An 18,551-nucleotide genomic window follows, 5' to 3' on the forward strand; every position below is an offset into this window, starting at 1 on the left:
GTGTGGGCTGGTCGGAGGATTTTCGAAATTTCCGTCGATTTCACCTTGTGGACACCACTGGACCACGATGCGGACATTTCCGGTATTTCCGTAACCAAACTGTCGATTTGCCGCGCATACAATGGTCGTGCATTACCGACCGAACTTAGGGCTGTGGGCTCGCAACAGACGGCCAAAACAATCGCGGAGGTGCCGCGAAGGACCGACAGACCGGGCAACCCGATGGTTTGGAGAAGGAGGTCTGATGACAATAGAAAACGAACAGATCACGCCTGCCGACGCAGCTATCGTCTCGTCCGGCACCGGCACCAAAGGCCCCGAGGAGCGTGATCTTCCCGCTTCCCTCAAAGAGGAAATGGATCTGTGTTTGCAGATTCTTCGCGAGGTGCTCGGCGAATTCGATGAAAAGCTGCTGGCCAAGTTCGATGAAGTGCGCGAACACGCACTGAACGCTAGCGCCGAACGCTTCTCCGGCATTCTGACGGATACGAATCCGAATCAGGATGATCTGCAGAAGGTCGTCGACATCATCGATAAAACGGATGTGCATGAGGCACAACTGCTGGCCCGCGCCTTCACCACCTACTTCCATCTGGCCAACCTATGCGAGGAGAACTACCGTGTCTCCGTGCTGCACAGCCGTGAGGCCGCCGTAGATGACACCCAAGCCGTCGACCCAGTGAACGAAATGACCTGCGCCTACCACCAGCTCATTAACGAAATGGGTCCGGCCAAAGCCAAGGAACTGCTCGACCAGCTCGAGTTCCATCCGGTGTTCACCGCGCATCCGACTGAAGCCCGCCGCAAAGCCGTGGAAGGCAAAATCCGTCGCATCTCCCAGCTGCTCGCAACGCACAAGCTGCTTGGCGGTTCAGACAAGAAGGAAAACTCCCGTCGACTCTTCAACGAGATTGACGCGCTGTTCCGCACCTCTCCGATCGCACTGAAGAAGCCGACTCCGGTTGAGGAATCTGAAACCATTCTCGATATTTTCGACAATACGTTGTTCTATACCATTCCACAGGTGTACCGTCGTTTCGACGATTGGATCCTCGGAGATAAGGCTGGCCTCGTGCCGCCGGTATGCCCGGCGTTCTTCCACCCGGGAAGCTGGATCGGCTCCGACCGTGACGGCAACCCGAATGTCACCGCCAAGGTGAGCCGTCAGGTGGCCCGCAAGTTCAGCGACCACGTGCTGGGCGCGTTGCAAATCGAGACCCGCCGCGTTGGCAAGAACCTGACGATGGAAGCTGAGACCACTCCGCCGAGTGCCGAGCTCAAGAGCCTGTGGAACCATCAGAAGGAAATGAGCGAGCGTCTGACCGACAAGGCCGCACTGATCTCCACCAAGGAGCTGCACCGTGCCGTCATGCTGGTCATGGCCGATCGTCTGAAGGCCACCATCGACCGCGATGCTGATCTCATGTACCACTCCTGCGAGGATTACATCGCCGACCTGAAGGTCGTGCAGCGCTCCCTCGCCGAAGCCAACGCCAAACGTTCCGCCTACGGCCCGCTGCAGGACCTCATCTGGCAGGCAGAGACCTTTGGCTTCCATATGGTCGAGATGGAGTTCCGCCAGCACTCCGTCGTGCATTCCCGAGCGCTGGAGGATATCCGCGAACATGGTCTGCACGGTGAGCGTGGCGAACTGCAGCCGATGACCCACGAGGTGCTCGACACCTTCCGCGCCCTTGGTTCCATCCAGAAGCGCAACGGCATCAAGGCCGCCCGTCGTTACATCATCTCCTTCACCAAGAGCGCCCAAAACATCAGGGACGTGTACGAGCTGAACCGTCTGGCGTTCTCCCATCCCAAGGATGTTCCAACCATCGACGTGATCCCGCTGTTCGAACAGCTTGAGGATCTGCAGAATTCGGTAGACGTACTCGAGGAAATGATCAAGATTCCGGAGGTCCAGGCTCGTCTGAAGGCCACCGGCGGCAAGATGGAAGTCATGCTCGGCTACTCCGACTCCTCGAAGGACGCTGGCCCGACCTCCGCAACCCTGGCCCTGCATTCCGCACAGGAACGCATCGCCAAGTGGGCGGAATCGCATGACATCGATCTGACCCTGTTCCATGGCCGCGGTGGTGCCGTCGGCCGCGGCGGCGGCCCAGCTAACCGTGCCGTACTCGCACAGCCGGTCGGCTCCGTAAAGTGCCGCTTCAAGCTCACTGAGCAGGGCGAGGTCATCTTCGCACGCTACGGCAACCCGGCACTGGCCATCCGCCACGTCGAGTCCGTTGCGGCTGCAACGCTGCTGCAGTCCGCTCCAAGCGTGGAGAAGCGCAATACGGACATGACCGCCAAGTACGCCGACATGGCCAACAAGCTCGACGAGGCCGCGCATAACCGCTTCCTCGACCTGCTGAACACCGACGGCTTCGCACCGTGGTTCTCCACCGTCACGCCGCTGACCGAAATCGGCCTGCTGCCGATCGGCTCCCGTCCGGCCAAACGTGGCCTTGGAGCCAAGTCCCTCGACGATCTGCGTACCATTCCGTGGATCTTCTCCTGGGCGCAGGCACGCATCAATCTGGCCGCATGGTACGGCCTGGGCACCGCGTGCGAACAGTTCGGCGATTTGAACACCTTGCGTCAAGCGTATGAGGAATGGCCTCTGTTCTCCACGTTCATCGACAACATCGAAATGTCGCTGGCCAAGACTGACGAGCGCATCGCCAAGATGTACCTTGCCCTCGGAGACCGTGAGGACCTCAACAAGAAGGTCCTCGACGAGATGGAGCTCACCCGCAAGTGGGTGCTCGAGATCGTAGGCGACAAGTGGCCTCTGCAGCACCGCCACGTGCTCGGCCAGGCCATCCGCATCCGCTCGCCGTACGTGGATGCGCTGTCCGCCACCCAGGTGCTCGCCCTCGGCTCGCTACGCAAGCGCGTGGACAAGGAAGAGCTCACGCACGGACAGAAGGAGAACTACACCTACCTGATCCTGTGCACCGTGTCCGGTGTCGCAGCAGGCCTGCAGAACACGGGCTGATCTTCGGCTGACCGCCTGACAAAAGCGAGCGGGGAGGTTCCGTGCCGATAAACGGCGCGGGCCTCCCCGTTCGCGTCGCGCGGCCCTAGCCTGGCCGGCGACAGCGCACAAAACAGGCACGCAGGCCGAGCGACAGACTCCCAATCATCCGACGTAACCCGGCGCCTGTCCGCGTTTACCCACGCCGCGACACCGACAGCCATCGTGGGCTTATACAACTGGTTCGGTCAGACTTATATTCTCGGCAGATTGAGCCTAGTCCACATTTCTCTATTTCTTCCTCGTCCTGCTTATAACCCCAATGACAACCCTTTTGGTTACGGCTTTCCTTCATGACAAACTGTCTTGGAAGAAGATTGTTCGCATCATAGCGCTGTCTTACTGTTTGACCATATTGGGTGTATTTCTGAACGAGTTGTGTTCTTGACGGAAGACGCCGCACTCGAAGGTTTTTGTTCAGCGCCTAACATGCAGCACTAGCATACTTATCCTCAATCCACTCATGATTCAGTAACAACTGCATGACTCCTGAAACACAGACACATAGCGAAGCCCTCGTTTGTAACTTCCACGAGAGAGAACCTTTGCTATTTTCACTAGAAAATCACACCCTAAAGTGCACCCCTACTCATTTTCCATTAGAATACTCTTAATATCTTAATCATTGTCGATTGAGATTAAATTTTCACATGGAGGAAATTATGAAATCCAGAAGAGTTTTTTATCTCCACAATTATCTCAGTTTGCCTATGCACAGTTATGACCACTCCAGCCTTTGCTGTAAATTGGTGGCAGGTTGGATGGATTGTCGCCAATAACGTCATCGACCGGGTAGTCAATCTCGATGGGCAAAGTTCAAATGATCAATATTCCACCTATATGGTTTCACCTTCCATTGTTTTCAACAATGGCACCAATGGGGGCGAATTCTATATGCGCCCTCAAGTCTCCAGCCGTGTGACCAGTTTCGAAATGCACGCGCATAGAGCTAACCCCGTCGATTTTGGAGCCAATATAGTTCTAGCCTTGTCCACAACCTCAGGCAAAAGGGTTATCAATAAAACAGTAGGGACAAACCAGTATGTCTCATACACCAGATCAAGCAGCGATGGCACCGGAACATGGGACGCTCGATGAAAACAATACATCACTCTTCTTTTTATTAGACAACGAATATATTGAATGGAAATTTAATGGAAATATCACCAACAAGTACAAGAAAGAAGACAGAATTAACCTTCATTTTAAAGTAATTACCGTGAAGCAATATAAAGGGATTACATTTGAGAGTATCGATTTCTTCAAAGATTCAAGCAACGGAATAAATAAACAAGGACCATACCCTTGCATCTCCGACTACCTAAAATAAGGAGAACAGTGCAGTACATATATCTCACAGCACTTGCCCTGCTAGGATTATGTATGCTTATTTTTCCAAGGCAACTCTGGAAAATAAGCAATTTCCTCTGGACTCAAAAAGGAGATCCGAGCAATCTATACACATCCTTAATGAGAATAAGCGGTGCCGCCTTTCTTGTTTTAGCTCTTATTCTTTTCATCTTCTGCAGACTGCAGTAACACCTACCTGATCCTGTGCACCGTGTCGGGTGTCGCAGCAGGCCTGCAGAACACCGGCTGATTGTAGCCAGTTTCTTTCAGGGTCCCCGTTCGCACTGCCGATCGGGGACCCTTTTTCATACCTATATCTGCCTTATATATGGCAGAATCGGAGCCTTGTCATGAGCCTTCTCGCTTATATATGGCAGACCATCATGCGAAAAACCCACTTCGGGGGTACATTTTTCCGGTTTTTCACCTTTGGGACTGCCATACATAAGCGAAATATCACCGGACAGAACACGAAATCTGCCATACATAAGCGAGACATCGCTCTATTTCCCAGCGAACGGTCAGACCAAAACGTATGATGTTGGCTAGCCTGAACAATGAGGGGTGGAGTCAATGGCAGACGAACTGTTTGTAGACCAGAACGAGGTCGAAGGTACGGCAAGCGGCGCATGGAGCCGCATGCTGGCAGGCAATCGCAGGTTTGCGGAAGGCAAACCGGAACATCCGAATCGTGGCGCCGAAGCACGCGCAGCACTTGTGGACACACACGCACCGGAAGCGGCCGTACTGAGCTGCTCCGACGCGCGGGTAAGCCCGGATATTATTTTCGATTCCGGTCTTGGCGACCTGTTCACGGTTCGCACGGCCGGTCAAATCATCGACGAAGCCGTGCTTGCATCCCTGGAATACGCGGTGACCGTGCTCGGCGTACGTTTGCTGGTGGTGCTCGGCCACCAGAATTGCGGTGCGATCAAGCAAGCTTCCAAGGATTACGAGGCGTTACTGCACAAACTGACCGCCGATGCCGAGGATTCGCTGATGGCCGCCGACAGCATTGCCGACATCGACGAACGCATCTGCGCTTCGGATTCGCTCATGATGCGCACCGTCGGTTTCTCAATCTGGCAGGCGCACGAGTCGGAATTGGAATCCAGCGAGGATTTCGAACGCGTGCACATCGCGCGCACCATCGAACTCTTGGTGGAACAATCCGAAGCGATCCAGCAGGCGCTGGCATCCGACAAACTCATGATCGTCGGCGCAAGGTACCAGCTGGACTCCGGCAAAGTCGAGGTTCTTAGCTTCTGAAACGGATTACAATTCGGAAAACGGAGATTTGCGAAACAGAGATCCAAAAAAGAACAATCCGAAGCTAAGCAATCTAAGAATAATTGAGAAAATCCAAGAAAATCAGGAGATACAGACACTTTGACATACCGCCCCGATAGAGTGGAACCATGTCTCTAGGTTTGAACATTCTCCTGATTTTCGTTTTTCTGTTGCTCGGATCGGTTTTCGCCGGCACCGAACTGGCGTTGGTCAGCCTGCGTGGATCGCAGATCGACCAGATGGAACAGGAGGATGCCCGCGGAAAGCGCGTCGCACAGATCGCGCGAGATCCGAACACGTTTTTGTCGACCGTGCAGATCGGCGTGACGTTGAGCGGTTTCCTTTCCGCATCGTTCGGCGAATCGTCGATTTCGCCTTATATTGTGCCGATCGTTGAAAGTTGGGGCGTGCCGACGAGTGTGGCCGCTCCCCTGACCACCATTGTGCTGACGTTGATCATTTCGTACTGTTCGATCGTGATTTCGGAGTTGGTGCCGAAGCGTATCGCCATGCAACGCAACGAGCAGATCGCGCGTGCCGTGGTACCTGCGATTCATGTGTTTGCGAAGGTGTGCAAGCCGATTATTTGGCTGATCGGCAAGAACACGAACATTATCGTGCGCTTGCTTGGTTTCGACCCGAACGAAACCGACAGCGAAGTGTCCGACGAAGAGCTGCGCGTACTCGTCAACACCAATACGAACTTGAGCAAGGACGAACGCACGATTCTCGACGACGTGTTCGACGCGTCCGAAACGATTGTGGCCGAAGTGATGCGCCCGCGTGCCGACGTGGTTTTTTTGGATGGCGATATGCCGATTGAGAAGGCGGCCGCATATGTGAGAGAAATGCCGTATTCCCGCTATCCGGTGACCGGCAAGGATTTCGACGATGTGCTTGGTTTCGTGCATGTGCGCGACCTGCTTGACATTCGCGATCCCGAGGCGAAGACGGTTGCCGACGTGACGCGCGAGGGCATTTCGCTGCCGGGCACGTCGAAACTGCTGCCAAGCCTTGAGCTGCTACGTAAGCGCGGCATTCATCTGGCGGTGGTCATCGACGAATATGGCGGTACCGACGGCATCGTCACGTTGGAAGATATGACCGAGGAATTGGTCGGCGACATCCGCGACGAATACGACCTGCCGGAGGAAAAGGGTGGCGAACGCACGGAACGCGCCGCTTTCGTCAATGGCGTCGCCACGATCGAAGGCGGCATGACGATTGAGGATTTCGCCGATTTGACCGGTATTGAGCTGGAAGACGGTCCGTACGAGACGGTTGCCGGCTATTTCCTGGCGCATACTGGAAAGATGGGCGAAATCGGCGACGTGCTGCCTTCCGACGACGGTTATGACATGACCGTCACGCAAGTGGATGGCCGTCGTATCGAAACGTTGGAAATCCGCAAGCATACTGTTGACAGCGATGCTGCGAAAGCTACGAAATAAAACGAAAATAAAACGGAAATAAAACGAAAATAAAACAGACTTGCGATTATGTAAATGCTGATTTTTTACACAATCAACATCAGTAATCGCAAGTCTGCTCTGTTATTAAATCCGCTGAGTTATTGCAGATTCAGCCGCGCAGCATGGGATGGCATTCGTCGTCCCACCATGCAAGCTGCGCGATATTGGCACGGATATGCTCGCAGGACGCATGGAATTTGGCCTGTTCGCTTTCGGTGAGTGTGGGATTGAGGACTTCTTCAACGCCGTTCGCACCGATGATGCACGGCAGGCTGGCGTAATTGCCGCTTTCGCCTTGTTCGCCGGTAAGCAGCGTGGAGCAGGCGGTCGCATAGTGTTCATCGCAGAGCACAGCCTGCGTAAGGCGTGCCGCAGTGGCTGCAATAGCGTATTCCGTGCACTCTTTGCCGGCGTACACGCGGTATCCGCCTCGTCGGGCGTCCTGCTCGGTTTCGTCCTTGTCGAGGGCGAATCGTTGCGGATCGTCTTGTGCGAGTTGATCAAGCGGCTTGCCTGCGATGTTCACGTTCGACCAATAGGCGAACTGCGAATTGCCATGCTCCCCCAGCATGTATGCGCCGATTGATCTCTGATCCACGTTGACGCGTTTCGCGATGGCGTTGCGCAGTCGTGCGGAATCCAACGCGGTTCCCGTTCCGATGATTTTGCGCGGATCGTAGCCGGTGATGTGCCAGATTTCGGTTGCGACCACATCGCAAGGATTTGAGATGGTGATGATCACACCGTGGAAGCCTGCGTTGAACAGTCGGGAGATCCAGGTGCGTGCAATGTCGGTGGTGACGAACAGTTCGCCGTCACGATCTTTGGCGCTGGTTTTCACGTCGCCGGCAGCGTTGATTACCACGTCGCAGTCGGCTAGCTGCTCGTATTGCGTGCCGTAGTTGCCGATCACGCAGTTATGCGGATAGAAACCCAACGTGTCACTTAAATCCTGACATTCGCTGACTACTTTTTGCTCGTTGATGTCGCACAGCTTCAGTTCTTCGGCCAGTCCTGCGGAAAGCACGGCATTTGCGACATGCGCGCCCACGTGTCCGATGCCGATAATGCCGACTTTTCTCAATACAGTCACAATCGACCCCTCCCTCACTTATTCGATCTTTCTGCGTGGACTGTTTGCACGCAAACGTTTCAGTCGTCACGATTGTAGGCTTGCAAATCGCGGATGTTAAGCGTTCTGTACATCTTATGAACAAAAAGCTATACGAATCACCTATACGTCGTTATCAAACGTGCGTAAGCCGTGGCTAGTCATTGCAATCCGCGCAATGTGACGGCAGTGGCGTGATATCGCAAGTATTTCAACATCACAGGCAACGCAACAACATCGCCCTACGCAAGCTCATCGCAGCATGGCAGCGTGACGGCGAACGCAACAGCATCGCGAGCATCACAACACAACATGACGGTTCAGCTCCCGCCGCAATTGCCTCCATTGCGGCAAATATGCGCTCATACGCCGCTGAAAGTCCTCTCCGTGCCCGTTTTCCCACAGGTGCGTCATTTCGTGCACAAGCACGTATTCCAGGAATCTGGGATCCATAAGACCAAGTTGCAGGTTGAGTCGGATGCGGCCGGTTTTCGGCGTGCATGACCCCCATCGCGACGTCATGATGCGTAACGTGACATGCGTCGGCTTCCGCCCGATAATCGGCGACCATTTCGCAAGCAGCACCGGCAGTTGCGCATTGATGGCCCGTACGGCCCGTTCCTTCGCCGCGTCGTTCCACACGAAAACGCGCGGATTATTCAAGCTATTGGGATCGCCTGGATTGTTTCGATCGCCCACGCCGCCCGAATTTTCCAGGCCATTCAGATTATCCGGACCATGCGAACCATTCACACGGTCCAAACCATTGAAATCGCTTTGACGGATCTGTTCATCCTTGGCTTGCAGCATGGTGCGTCGCGCACGTTCGATCCATGGTTTGCGTTCCGTCACAAATCGTGCGATTGCCGCTTGCGACATGCGAGAAGGTGCGGAGATGACGATTTGCGCGTTCGGCGGTTTGATGCGCAGGTACATGTTTTTGATGGCTTTACGCACGATGGTCACCGTCATTCCAGCGATTTGCGTGGTTTCTTCGGATAGCGTGCGATTACGGTTGCGCACTCCCCTGCTGGCTCTCCCACTGTTGTTACGCTGGCTACGATGATTGTTCGGCATGTCTGCATTATGTCACGACACGCCGAAGACACACCTTGTATTGACTTTCTCTGAAATTCGCGTATTATTTCAATTCGTTGTGCTTAACAGTGCAGCAGGAACGGGCCCGTAGCTCAGGTGGTTAGAGCGCATCCCTGATAAGGATGAGGTCGGAGGTTCAAGTCCTCCCGGGCCCACGGTGATTAAGAGCGGCGCGGCCGCTTTTTTTCAACTATGGGGCTATAGCGCAGCTGGTAGCGCATCTGCTTTGCAAGCAGAGGGTCGCCGGTTCGAACCCGGCTAGCTCCACGGGGCTATGGCGCAGCTGGTAGCGCATCTCCATGGCATGGAGAGGGTCAGGGGTTCGAATCCCCTTAGCTCCACAGATAGGGTTTCCGTTGATTTCCGGAAACCCTTTTTTCATACCCAAATCCGAAATCCAAACCAGCATCCCAGTTCCTCCAGTCACTGGAGAAAACCGGACGCAGCCAGGCACCTCACAGTCCAAAAACCTCCACCGAGTGGAGGAATCCTCCCACCAACAAGCCTCCCAGCATCCCAAAACCTCCAGTCACTGGAGAAAACTAGACGCAACCAAGCACCTCACAGTCCAGATTCCTCCAGTCACTGGAACAAATGACCCGCTGAGGTGCCTTCCAGAGTCCGTATTATTCCAGCGCATGGAAGAATCACCCCGCTGAAAGACCATTGCAAAAGGCCGTCTCAGACGGGACTTGCGTCACCGCTTGAAACGGCCTTGAATTATTGATTATTACGATCGCTTGCGATGACTACCGCACTGCGACTGCACCGGCAACAGTGTCGGAATCGTTCGGCACGTTCTGTGTATTCCGTGCATTCTGCTTGGCAAGTTCGTCGCGGATTTGCTGCAACAGCAGGATCGTCTGCTCTTCGGTGGAGATTTCCGGCTCTTTGGCAGCTTCCTCCTCGGCTTTGCTCCGTTCTTCCGCAAGCTTGGTTTTGGCGAGCAACGCCTCGGTCACGTCACGGAATTTGTTGATCGGCACGAGAATGCAGAAATACACGGCCGCCGCGATAATCAGGAAATTCAATATCGCGCCAAGTACCGCGCCGAACGAAACCGTCGCATTATTGAATGTGATTGCCAGCAGACCATCCATATTCGGTTTGCCGAAAATCATGGCGATGAACGGATTAATCACATTGTTGACAATAGAGTTAACCACTGTGGTGACGGCACCGCCCATGACGACACCGACCGCCATGTCGATCATGTTGCCGCGTGCAATGAATTTCTTAAATCCTTCAATCATGATGATTCTCCCATTATGTGAGATCGTGAGATGTTATTGCGGACGTACTCTCTCCCACGCTTTCCGCATTTCCATCCTATAGGCAACACAAGGCACGGCAATCCCGTAAAAAGAAGCAGGTTCAGAACCAGCACTCGCAAAAAGCGTCTCCAAATCCTGAACAAGGTCTTGTGCCGTCCATATTCGTGCACATAGAATGAGACCGTCTATTGGTAACCCAACTATCCCGAAGGGGAAGAATATGCTCACTGACGAGTACGTCAAGCGCGTGTACGCGCAGGTCGAGAAGCGCGACGGCGACCAGCCGGAGTTCCTGCAGGCCGTTCGCGAGGTTTTCGAAAGCCTCGAGCCGGTGGTTGCGAAGCATCCGGAATATGAGAAGGCGGGCGTGCTTGAGCGCATCGTCGAGCCGGAGCGCGTGGTGAAGTTCCGCGTCGCATGGACCGACGATGAGGGCAAGGTGCAGGTCAACCGCGGTTATCGCATCCAGTTCAACTCCGCGATCGGCCCGTACAAGGGCGGTCTGCGCTTCCACCCGAGCGTGAACGAAGGCGTCATCAAGTTCCTCGGCTTCGAGCAGATCCTGAAGAACTCCCTGACCAGCCTGCCGATGGGCGGCGGCAAGGGCGGATCCGACTTCGACCCGAAGGGCAAGTCCGACGCCGAAGTCATGCGTTTCTGCCAGGCCTTCATGACGGAACTGTGCCGTCACATCGGCCAGTTCACCGACGTCCCGGCCGGTGATATCAACGTGGGCGGCCGCGAGATCGGCTACCTGTTCGGCCAGTACAAGCGCATCCGCGACGAGTATTCCGGCGTGCTGACCGGCAAGGGCCTCGAATTCGGCGGCTCCCTGGCTCGTACCGAAGCCACCGGTTACGGCCTGTGCTATTACACCGCCGAGGCAATGCGCGTGCTGCGCAACGATTCCTTCGAAGGCAAGACCGTGGTCATCTCCGGCTCCGGCAACGTGGCCATCTTCGCCACCGAGAAGGCTCAGGCCCTCGGCGCGAAGGTTGTGACCGCCTCCGATTCCAACGGCTACATCTACGATCCGAACGGCATTCAGCTCGACGTGGTCAAGGACATCAAGCTGGGCCACCGCGGCCGCATCAAGGAATACGCCGAGCGTGTGCCGGGCTCCGAATATCACGAGGGCTGCAAGGGCGTGTGGACCGTTCCGTGCGATATCGCCCTGCCGTGCGCCACCCAGAACGAGATCGACGAGGAATCCGCCAAGGCTCTCGTCGCCAACGGCTGCACCGTGGTGTGCGAAGGCGCCAACATGCCTTCCACTCCGGAGGCAATCGCCGTCTACCAGGCCAACAACGTGCTCTATGGCCCCGCCAAGGCCGCGAACGCGGGTGGCGTGGCGGTTTCCGGCCTTGAGATGAGCCAGAACTCCTACCGCCTTTCCTGGACTTTTGAAGAGGTTGACGGCAAGCTCAAGTCCATCATGGAAAATATCGTCGCCAACTCTCTGGAAGCCGCCAAGGAATACGGCCACGAGGGTGATCTGATGCTCGGCGCCAACGCTGCCGGCTTCGTGAAGGTCGCCAACGCCATGGTCGCCCAGGGCGTGCTCTGATCTAGCCGTTTTAGCCAATCTAGCCAATACGGCTGGCTCATCGAAATACATTGAGGGCCTGTCTGGTTTCATTCCAGACAGGCCCTCTTTTCGTATTTCAACACGTACTTCAGCGCACCCAATCTAGTTGCAGTTACATTTGAAACAATCACTCAAAATCACGATAGTTCCGGTTATAACTGAAACTATCTCTAAAAATCGCAATAGTTTCAGCTATAACCGCAACTTCCTCTCGCGCAGCTCCGCTATCTCGCTTATATATGGCAGATTTGAGAGTTCGTACGGTGATATCTCGCTTATATATGGCAGCCTTGGTAGGAAAAATGACCCAAAATATACCCCCGAACTGGCTTTTTCGCAAGTTGACCTGCCATATATAAGCGAGATGGTACAGGTCGGAAGGCAAAATCTGCCATATATAGGGCAGATATGAGCAGATTGCAGGCAGGGGAGAGGCAGATAGGGTTTGGCGTACGGTAAGAGACAGACTGGTCTAGAAAATACGAAGACGGTCTGTGTCGTGATGGGAATCACGACACAGACCGTCTTGTTGCGTTTGAGTTTGCTATCGCCGCTACTGACGGCGCACTGCGCTATTTCAGCATTGCATGCGACGCTCGCGGACGCTATCGCCGCTCGCTGCCATTAATAGCGCACTGCGCTATTAATCATCTCCAAGCGTGACGTGGATGCCACCGACGAGGGTGCTCACCACGTTGTACAGCAGCGTGAAAATCACCACGAGCACGGTGATCAGCACCACTTCCACAATGGAGAAGATGGTGACGGCGCTCAGCACAGTGCCCAACGAGAACACGTTGGTCAGGTCGAATCCGCCAGCGTCCAAGCCAGTGGAAGACACAATCTGCGTAACTTGGTCGAACACGCCGACCACGTTCAGCATGCCCCACAGCAAAGCCACCGCGACAATCTGAATGATGCCTCCCGCGATGGAAAGCATGAACGCCACCTTGGCGGCCGACCATGCATCGATACGCGTCAGAGACAGGCTCATACGGCGTGCACGCGGAGCGCCGCCGCGACGCTTCTCACGGACCTTCACACCGCCGGAAGCGGAGGAGGCACCCTCGTGCGCCTGAACCTGATCCGCACCAATCAGCGGCTGGCTGGAAGCGGAACGTGCCACGCGCGGTGCCTGCCCAACCTCCGGCATTTGCTGTCCTTCGATGTTCTCGCTCATCGTTGCTCCTTGCAAGATTGTGCCCAGTTCTTAGCTGAGGCTACCAGTTTTCGCAGACGATTGCCTGTCTTGTCTTCATGCCTCTACATTCTCGCCATCGCCGTTGCCAGCGTTGGCTTCAGTAGCGGCTTCAGACGATGCCGAAGCACCCTCGTTCACGGTTGCGTTCGTCCCAGATTCCGCGGATTCCGTTTTTTCCGCAGATTCGCCAGATTCCGCGGATTCGTCATCCTTCTCCTCGTTGCGTGCGATGGAGATGATCTCGTCGTTCTTGTCCGGCTTGGCGAACGTCACACCTTGGGTGGTGCGGCCGGTGCGCTTGACCTCGTCGACGTTGGAACGGATGACCTTGCCGGACTTCATGATGGCCATGATCTGGTCATCTTCCTCAACGATCACCGCGCCCACGAGGGAGCCACGGCCTTCGGCGAGCTGCACGGCCTTGACGCCAAAGCCGTTACGGCCTTGCAAACGGTATTCGCTGATGGCGGTGCGCTTGGCGAAGCCCTCGTTGGTGACCACGAACAGATCCTTGTCGGAATCACCCCAGACCACGTCCATGGCCAGCAGCTCGTCGCCTTCGCGGAACTTCATGCCCTGCACGCCTGCGGTCTGACGGCCCATCGGGCGCAGCTGCTCGTCGTTGGCCTGGAACTTCAGGCTCATGCCCAGCTTCGACACAAGAATGATGTCATCCTCGGCGTTGCACAGTGCGGCACCGATCAGCTCGTCGGCGTTCTCGCCGTTCTCGCCGGTCATAAGGCGCACTGCGATCAGGCCGCCCTGACGCGGGGAATCGTATTCGGCGAGCGCGGTCTTCTTGACCTTGCCGGAACGGGTGGCGAGCACCAGATACTTGGCCACTTCGTAGTTCGGAATCGACAGCACGGTCTGGATCGTCTCGTCCGGCCCGAACTGCAGCAGGTTGGCCACATGCTGTCCCTTGGAATCGCGCGATCCCTCCGGCAGCTCGTACGCCTTCAGGCGGTACACGCGTCCCTTGTTGGTGAAGAACAGCAGCCAGTTGTGCGTGCTGGTGAGGAAGAAGTGGTCCACCACGTCGTCCTCGCGCAGCTTGGCGCCCTTGATGCCCTTGCCGCCGCGATGCTGCGCACGGTATTCGTCGGCCTTGGTGCGCTTGATGAAACCGGAGTGTGTAACGGTTACGACCACGTTTTCTTCCGCGATCAGATCTTCGACGTTCATTTCGCCGGAGTACGGCAGGATCTTGGTTCGACGTTCGTCGCCATACTTGGACACGATTTCGTCAAGCTCGTCGCCCACGATCTTGCGCTGGCGCTCCGGCTTGGCGAGAATGTCGTTGTAGTCGGCGATGCGACGCATCAGTTCGTTGTGCTCGTCGAGGATCTTCTGACGTTCCAATGCGGCCAGTCGGCGCAGCTGCATGGCCAGAATGGCGTCGGCCTGCACTTCATCCACGTCCAGCAGGTCCATAAGGCCCGTGCGCGCGGTTTCCGCGGATTCGGAAGCACGAATGAGCGCGATGACCTCGTCGATCATGTCGAGGGCCTTCAGATAGCCCTGCAGAATGTGGTCGCGTTCCTCCGCCTCACGCTTGAGGTATGCGGTACGGCGTGCGATGACTTCCAGCTGGTGGCCCACCCAATGGCGGATGAAGGCATCCAAAGACAGCGTGCGCGGCACACCGTCGACCAGCGCCAGCATGTTGGCGCCGAAGGTCTGCTGCAGCTGGGAGTGCTTGTACAGGTTGTTGAGCACGACCTTCGGCACGGCGTCGCGCTTGAGCACGAGCACGAGACGCTGACCGGTACGACCGGAGGTTTCGTCGCGCATGTCGGCGATGCCCTGGATCTTGCCGTCGCGCACCGCTTCGCGGATGGAGACGACCAGTCGGTCAGGGTTCACCTGGTACGGCAGCTCGGTGATCACGAGGCACATGCGGCCCTTGATCTCTTCGGTGTTCACCACCGCGCGCATGGTGATCAGACCACGGCCGGTACGGTAGGCCTGTTCGATGCCCTTATGTCCGAGAATCGTTGCGCCAGTAGGGAAGTCCGGTCCCTTGATGATACGGATCAGGTTTTCGAGCAGCTCTTCGCGGCTTGCGTCCGGGTGGTCGAGCGCCCAATGCACGCCTTCGGCCACCTCGCGCATGTTGTGCGGAGGAATGTTGGTGGCCATACCGACGGCGATACCGGACGAACCGTTGCACAACAGGTTCGGGAATCGTGCCGGAAGCACGGTCGGCTCCTGTGTCTTGCCATCGTAATTCGGCAGGAAATCGACGGTGTCTTTGTCGATGTCACGAACCATTTCCATGGCGAGCGGAGCCATACGGCATTCGGTGTAACGCATTGCCGCGGCCGGATCGTCGCCGGGGGAGCCGAAGTTGCCCTGGCCGTCGACCAGCGTGTAGCGCATAGACCACGACTGTGCCATACGCACCAACGTGTCGTAGATCGCGAAATCGCCGTGCGGATGGTACTTACCCATCACTTCGCCGACCACGCGGGCGCACTTGGAGTAGCCGCGGTCGGGGCGGTAGCCGCCGTCGTACATCGCGTAGATCACACGGCGATGCACCGGCTTCATGCCGTCGCGCACGTCCGGGAGCGCACGGTCCACGATCACGGACATGGCGTACGCCAGGTAGGAATCGCGCATTTCCTGCTGCAGATCCTTCTTCTGGATGCGTTCGCCCACCATCAGGCCGTAATCGGTGTTGTCGGCCTCCTGCGGGCTCAACGGCTCCATGGAGCCGTCAGGCACGAACTGGCCGTCTTCGTTGCTGTTGTTTTCGTCTGCCAACTTCTAAGTCCTTCTAAATCCTTATGAAACCTTGCCTGAAGTCCTTGAAATCCCTACGCGTCGATCCAGCTGACGTTGCGGGCGTTGCGCTGGATGAACAGACGGCGAGGTTCGACTTCGTCTCCCATGAGCATGGAGAAGGTTTCGTCGGCTGCGGCCGCGTCTTCGATCTGCACCTGCTTCAGAATGCGGTGGTCAGGATCCATGGTGGTTTCCCACAGTTCCTGGTAGCTCATTTCACCCAGACCCTTGTAACGCTGGATGCCTTCGCCCTTCGGCAGCTGACGGCCGGCGGACTTGCCTTCGGCGAGCACGCGGTCGCGTTCGGCGTCGGTGTACACGAAGTCGTGCGCGCCTTTGGTCCACTTGAGTCGGTACAGCGGCGGCATGGCCACATACACGTAACCAGCGGTGATCATCGGGCGCATGTAGCGGAAGAACAGCGTCAGATTCAGGGTTGCGATATGCGCGCCGTCCACATCGGCATCGGCCATGATGATGACCTTGTGGTAGCGGACTTTGTTCAGGTCGAAATCCTCGCCATAGCCGCCGCCGACCGCGGTGATCAGCGATTCGATGGTTTCGGACTTCATCATGCGGTCGAGGCTTGCACGCTCGGTGTTAAGGATTTTGCCTCGCAACGGCAGGATGGCCTGCGTGATCGGGTTGCGTCCCTGAATTGCGGAGCCGCCTGCGGAGTCGCCCTCCACGATGAACAGTTCGCATTCTTCAGGATTGTTGGACTGGCAATCCTTCAGTTTGTCTGGCATGCCCGCAGATTCGAAGATTGACTTACGGCGGGTATTCTCACGTGCCTTCTTGGCTGCAAGACGCGCACGGGAGGCTTCAATGGCCTTCTGGATGATGTTCTTGGCCTCGCTAGGATGCGAATCGAACCAGTCGCCGAGCTTGTCGGTCATCACACGCTGTACGAAGGTTTTCGCTTCGGAATTGCCGAGCTTGGTCTTGGTCTGGCCTTCGAACTGCGGGGTGGTGAGTTTCACCGACACCACTGCGGTCAGGCCTTCGCGCACGTCGTCGCCGGAGAGGTTCTCATCCTTGTCTTTGAGGATGTTCTTTTCACGTGCGTAACGGTTGACGAGCGAGGTCAGCGCGGCGCGGAAGCCTTCTTCGTGGGTACCGCCTTCGGTGGTGGAGATGGTGTTGGCGAAGGTGTGCACCGCTTCGGAGTATGCGGTGGTCCATTGCATGGCGATTTCCGCGGAAATGCCGATTTTCAGGTCTTCCGCTTCGAAATCGATCACGTCCGGTTCGACGGGGGTTGCCTTGCGGGACTTCACCAAGTAATCGACATAATCCTTGATGCCGTCGTTGTATTGGTAGGTGACCGTCTGATGCTTCGGTTCGGCATTGTCGTCGCTTTCGCCCGCGACTTCGTCTCCGGCCTGATCCGGTTCGCGCAAATCGGTCAGGGACAGTTTCAGCCCCTTGTTGAGGAACGCCATCTGCTGGAAGCGGTTGCGCAGGGTCTCGAAATCGTAGGTGGTGGTTTCGAAGATCGCGCCGTCTGCCCAGAAGGTCACGGAAGTGCCGGTGGACTCGTCTTCGCCCATCGGCTCGCCCTTGGCAAGACGTGCGGTCGGCTTCTGGTCGATGTAGGTCTGGGTCCAGTGGAAGCCCTGTCGGCGCACTTCGATGTCGACGCGGGTCGACAGCGCGTTCACCACGGAGATGCCCACGCCGTGCAGACCGCCGGAAACCGCATAGCCGCCGCCACCGAACTTGCCGCCGGCATGCAGCTTGGTCATCACGGTTTCCACGCCGGAAACGCCTTCGCCCGGCACTTCGTCGACCGGAATGCCTCGGCCGTCATCCACCACGCGCACGCCGCCGTCCGGCAGAATCGTCACTTCGATGTGCGAAGCGTAGCCTGCCAGCGCCTCATCGACGGAGTTGTCGACGATCTCGTACACCAGGTGGTGCAAGCCTCGGGGGCCGGTGGAGCCGATGTACATGCCCGGGCGGATTCGCACCGCCTCAAGGCCTTCCAGAACCCTCAGATCGGAAGCGTCGTAATGCTCCGGAGCCAAGGTGTCATCGAGCTGCGCATCTTCGAGCTGATCGTTCTGGATCTGATCTTCCTGCGTGTTTTCAGCTGATTCGTTCAGCGAATCCGCATCAAGGTCTGCCACAGAGATTCCTTCCTGCATTTTTCCCGCCAATGAGGGTCATTCACGCAGGTGATACCACCTAGAACGCAAATAAAGGCCCCTTCTAGGCGTTTACATACACTGCTTGATATTCTACTCATGGAGGGGGACAGAGCGCCAGAGGCATTTATCCTTGAAATCCAGCCGTTTACCCCTGTTTTTTCGCTTTCGGAAAACAACATTCGAC

General features: G+C 56.4%; 12 protein-coding genes and 3 tRNA genes. 9 read left to right on the forward strand and 6 right to left on the reverse strand.

Translation table 11 applies throughout. From position 1 onward, the window contains the following. Nucleotides 1-244 precede the first annotated feature (244 nt). From KSY55_RS02545 to KSY55_RS02560, 5 genes are all read left to right on the forward strand, one after another. Nucleotides 245-3,001: a phosphoenolpyruvate carboxylase gene (locus tag KSY55_RS02545; protein WP_004222809.1), complete on the forward strand. Its 2,757-nt coding sequence runs from the start codon at nucleotides 245-247 to the stop codon at nucleotides 2,999-3,001. 1,081 nt (nucleotides 3,002-4,082) lie between these two features. Then, nucleotides 4,083-4,370, forward strand: a complete 288-nt coding sequence (locus KSY55_RS02550) for a hypothetical protein (RefSeq protein WP_129902013.1) — start codon at nucleotides 4,083-4,085, stop codon at nucleotides 4,368-4,370. Nucleotides 4,371-4,378: 8 nt separating this feature from the next. Continuing rightward, nucleotides 4,379-4,579: a DUF6199 family natural product biosynthesis protein gene (locus tag KSY55_RS09235; RefSeq protein WP_034879698.1), complete on the forward strand. Its 201-nt coding sequence runs from the start codon at nucleotides 4,379-4,381 to the stop codon at nucleotides 4,577-4,579. Nucleotides 4,580-4,963: 384 nt separating this feature from the next. Next, a complete protein-coding gene (locus KSY55_RS02555) occupies nucleotides 4,964-5,659 on the forward strand; it encodes a carbonic anhydrase (protein ID WP_055062888.1) in 696 nt (231 codons plus the stop codon). 149 nt (nucleotides 5,660-5,808) lie between these two features. Continuing rightward, nucleotides 5,809-7,131 (forward strand): hemolysin family protein, encoded by a 1,323-nt coding sequence (locus KSY55_RS02560; RefSeq protein ID WP_065434980.1) that lies wholly within the window; start codon nucleotides 5,809-5,811, stop codon nucleotides 7,129-7,131. Nucleotides 7,132-7,261: 130 nt separating this feature from the next. Here the strand turns inward: KSY55_RS02560 and KSY55_RS02565 are convergent, their stop codons facing one another. Together KSY55_RS02565 and KSY55_RS02570 are read right to left on the reverse strand one after the other, a co-directional pair. Further along, nucleotides 7,262-8,245 carry an L-lactate dehydrogenase gene (locus KSY55_RS02565; RefSeq protein WP_022245040.1) on the reverse strand — a complete coding sequence of 328 codons (984 nt, stop codon included), beginning with the start codon at nucleotides 8,243-8,245 and terminating at the stop codon, nucleotides 7,262-7,264. Between the two features lie 318 nt (nucleotides 8,246-8,563). Next, nucleotides 8,564-9,235, reverse strand: a complete 672-nt coding sequence (locus KSY55_RS02570) for a M48 family metallopeptidase (RefSeq protein ID WP_055062885.1) — start codon at nucleotides 9,233-9,235, stop codon at nucleotides 8,564-8,566. Nucleotides 9,236-9,442: 207 nt separating this feature from the next. On the opposite strand from KSY55_RS02570, the gene KSY55_RS02575 reads away from it, so the two are divergent. The 3 genes from KSY55_RS02575 to KSY55_RS02585 all read left to right on the forward strand — a co-directional run bounded on the left by KSY55_RS02575 (nucleotide 9,443) and on the right by KSY55_RS02585 (nucleotide 9,702). Next, nucleotides 9,443-9,516 (forward strand) — tRNA-Ile (locus KSY55_RS02575). A 39-nt stretch (nucleotides 9,517-9,555) separates the two neighbouring features. Beyond that, nucleotides 9,556-9,628, forward strand: a tRNA-Ala gene (locus KSY55_RS02580). 1 nt (nucleotide 9,629) lies between these two features. Then, nucleotides 9,630-9,702, forward strand: a tRNA-Ala gene (locus tag KSY55_RS02585). A 408-nt stretch (nucleotides 9,703-10,110) separates the two neighbouring features. Here KSY55_RS02585 and KSY55_RS02590 read toward each other — a convergent pair. Next, nucleotides 10,111-10,614 carry an MscL family protein gene (locus KSY55_RS02590; protein ID WP_022244723.1) on the reverse strand — a complete coding sequence of 168 codons (504 nt, stop codon included), beginning with the start codon at nucleotides 10,612-10,614 and terminating at the stop codon, nucleotides 10,111-10,113. A gap of 241 nt (nucleotides 10,615-10,855) precedes the next feature. Between KSY55_RS02590 and gdhA the strand changes: the two genes are divergently transcribed. Next, entirely contained in the window at nucleotides 10,856-12,202 is a 1,347-nt protein-coding gene (gene gdhA / locus KSY55_RS02595) for an NADP-specific glutamate dehydrogenase (protein ID WP_022244722.1), read from the forward strand. Nucleotides 12,203-12,866: 664 nt separating this feature from the next. Here the strand turns inward: gdhA and KSY55_RS02600 are convergent. The 3 genes from KSY55_RS02600 to gyrB all read right to left on the reverse strand — a co-directional run bounded on the left by KSY55_RS02600 (nucleotide 12,867) and on the right by gyrB (nucleotide 18,322). Continuing rightward, nucleotides 12,867-13,403, reverse strand: coding sequence for a DUF3566 domain-containing protein (locus tag KSY55_RS02600; protein ID WP_004222781.1), 537 nt, complete (start codon nucleotides 13,401-13,403; stop codon nucleotides 12,867-12,869). Nucleotides 13,404-13,478: 75 nt separating this feature from the next. Beyond that, nucleotides 13,479-16,193, reverse strand: coding sequence for a DNA gyrase subunit A (gene gyrA, locus KSY55_RS02605; protein WP_080789289.1), 2,715 nt, complete (start codon nucleotides 16,191-16,193; stop codon nucleotides 13,479-13,481). 53 nt (nucleotides 16,194-16,246) lie between these two features. After that, a complete protein-coding gene (gyrB, locus tag KSY55_RS02610; RefSeq protein WP_095279717.1) occupies nucleotides 16,247-18,322 on the reverse strand; it encodes a DNA topoisomerase (ATP-hydrolyzing) subunit B in 2,076 nt (691 codons plus the stop codon). Nucleotides 18,323-18,551 lie beyond the last annotated feature (229 nt).

Source organism: Bifidobacterium sp. MSK.13.1 (genome assembly GCF_019131435.1).
Classification (GTDB): Bacteria; Actinomycetota; Actinomycetes; order Actinomycetales; family Bifidobacteriaceae; genus Bifidobacterium; species Bifidobacterium pseudocatenulatum.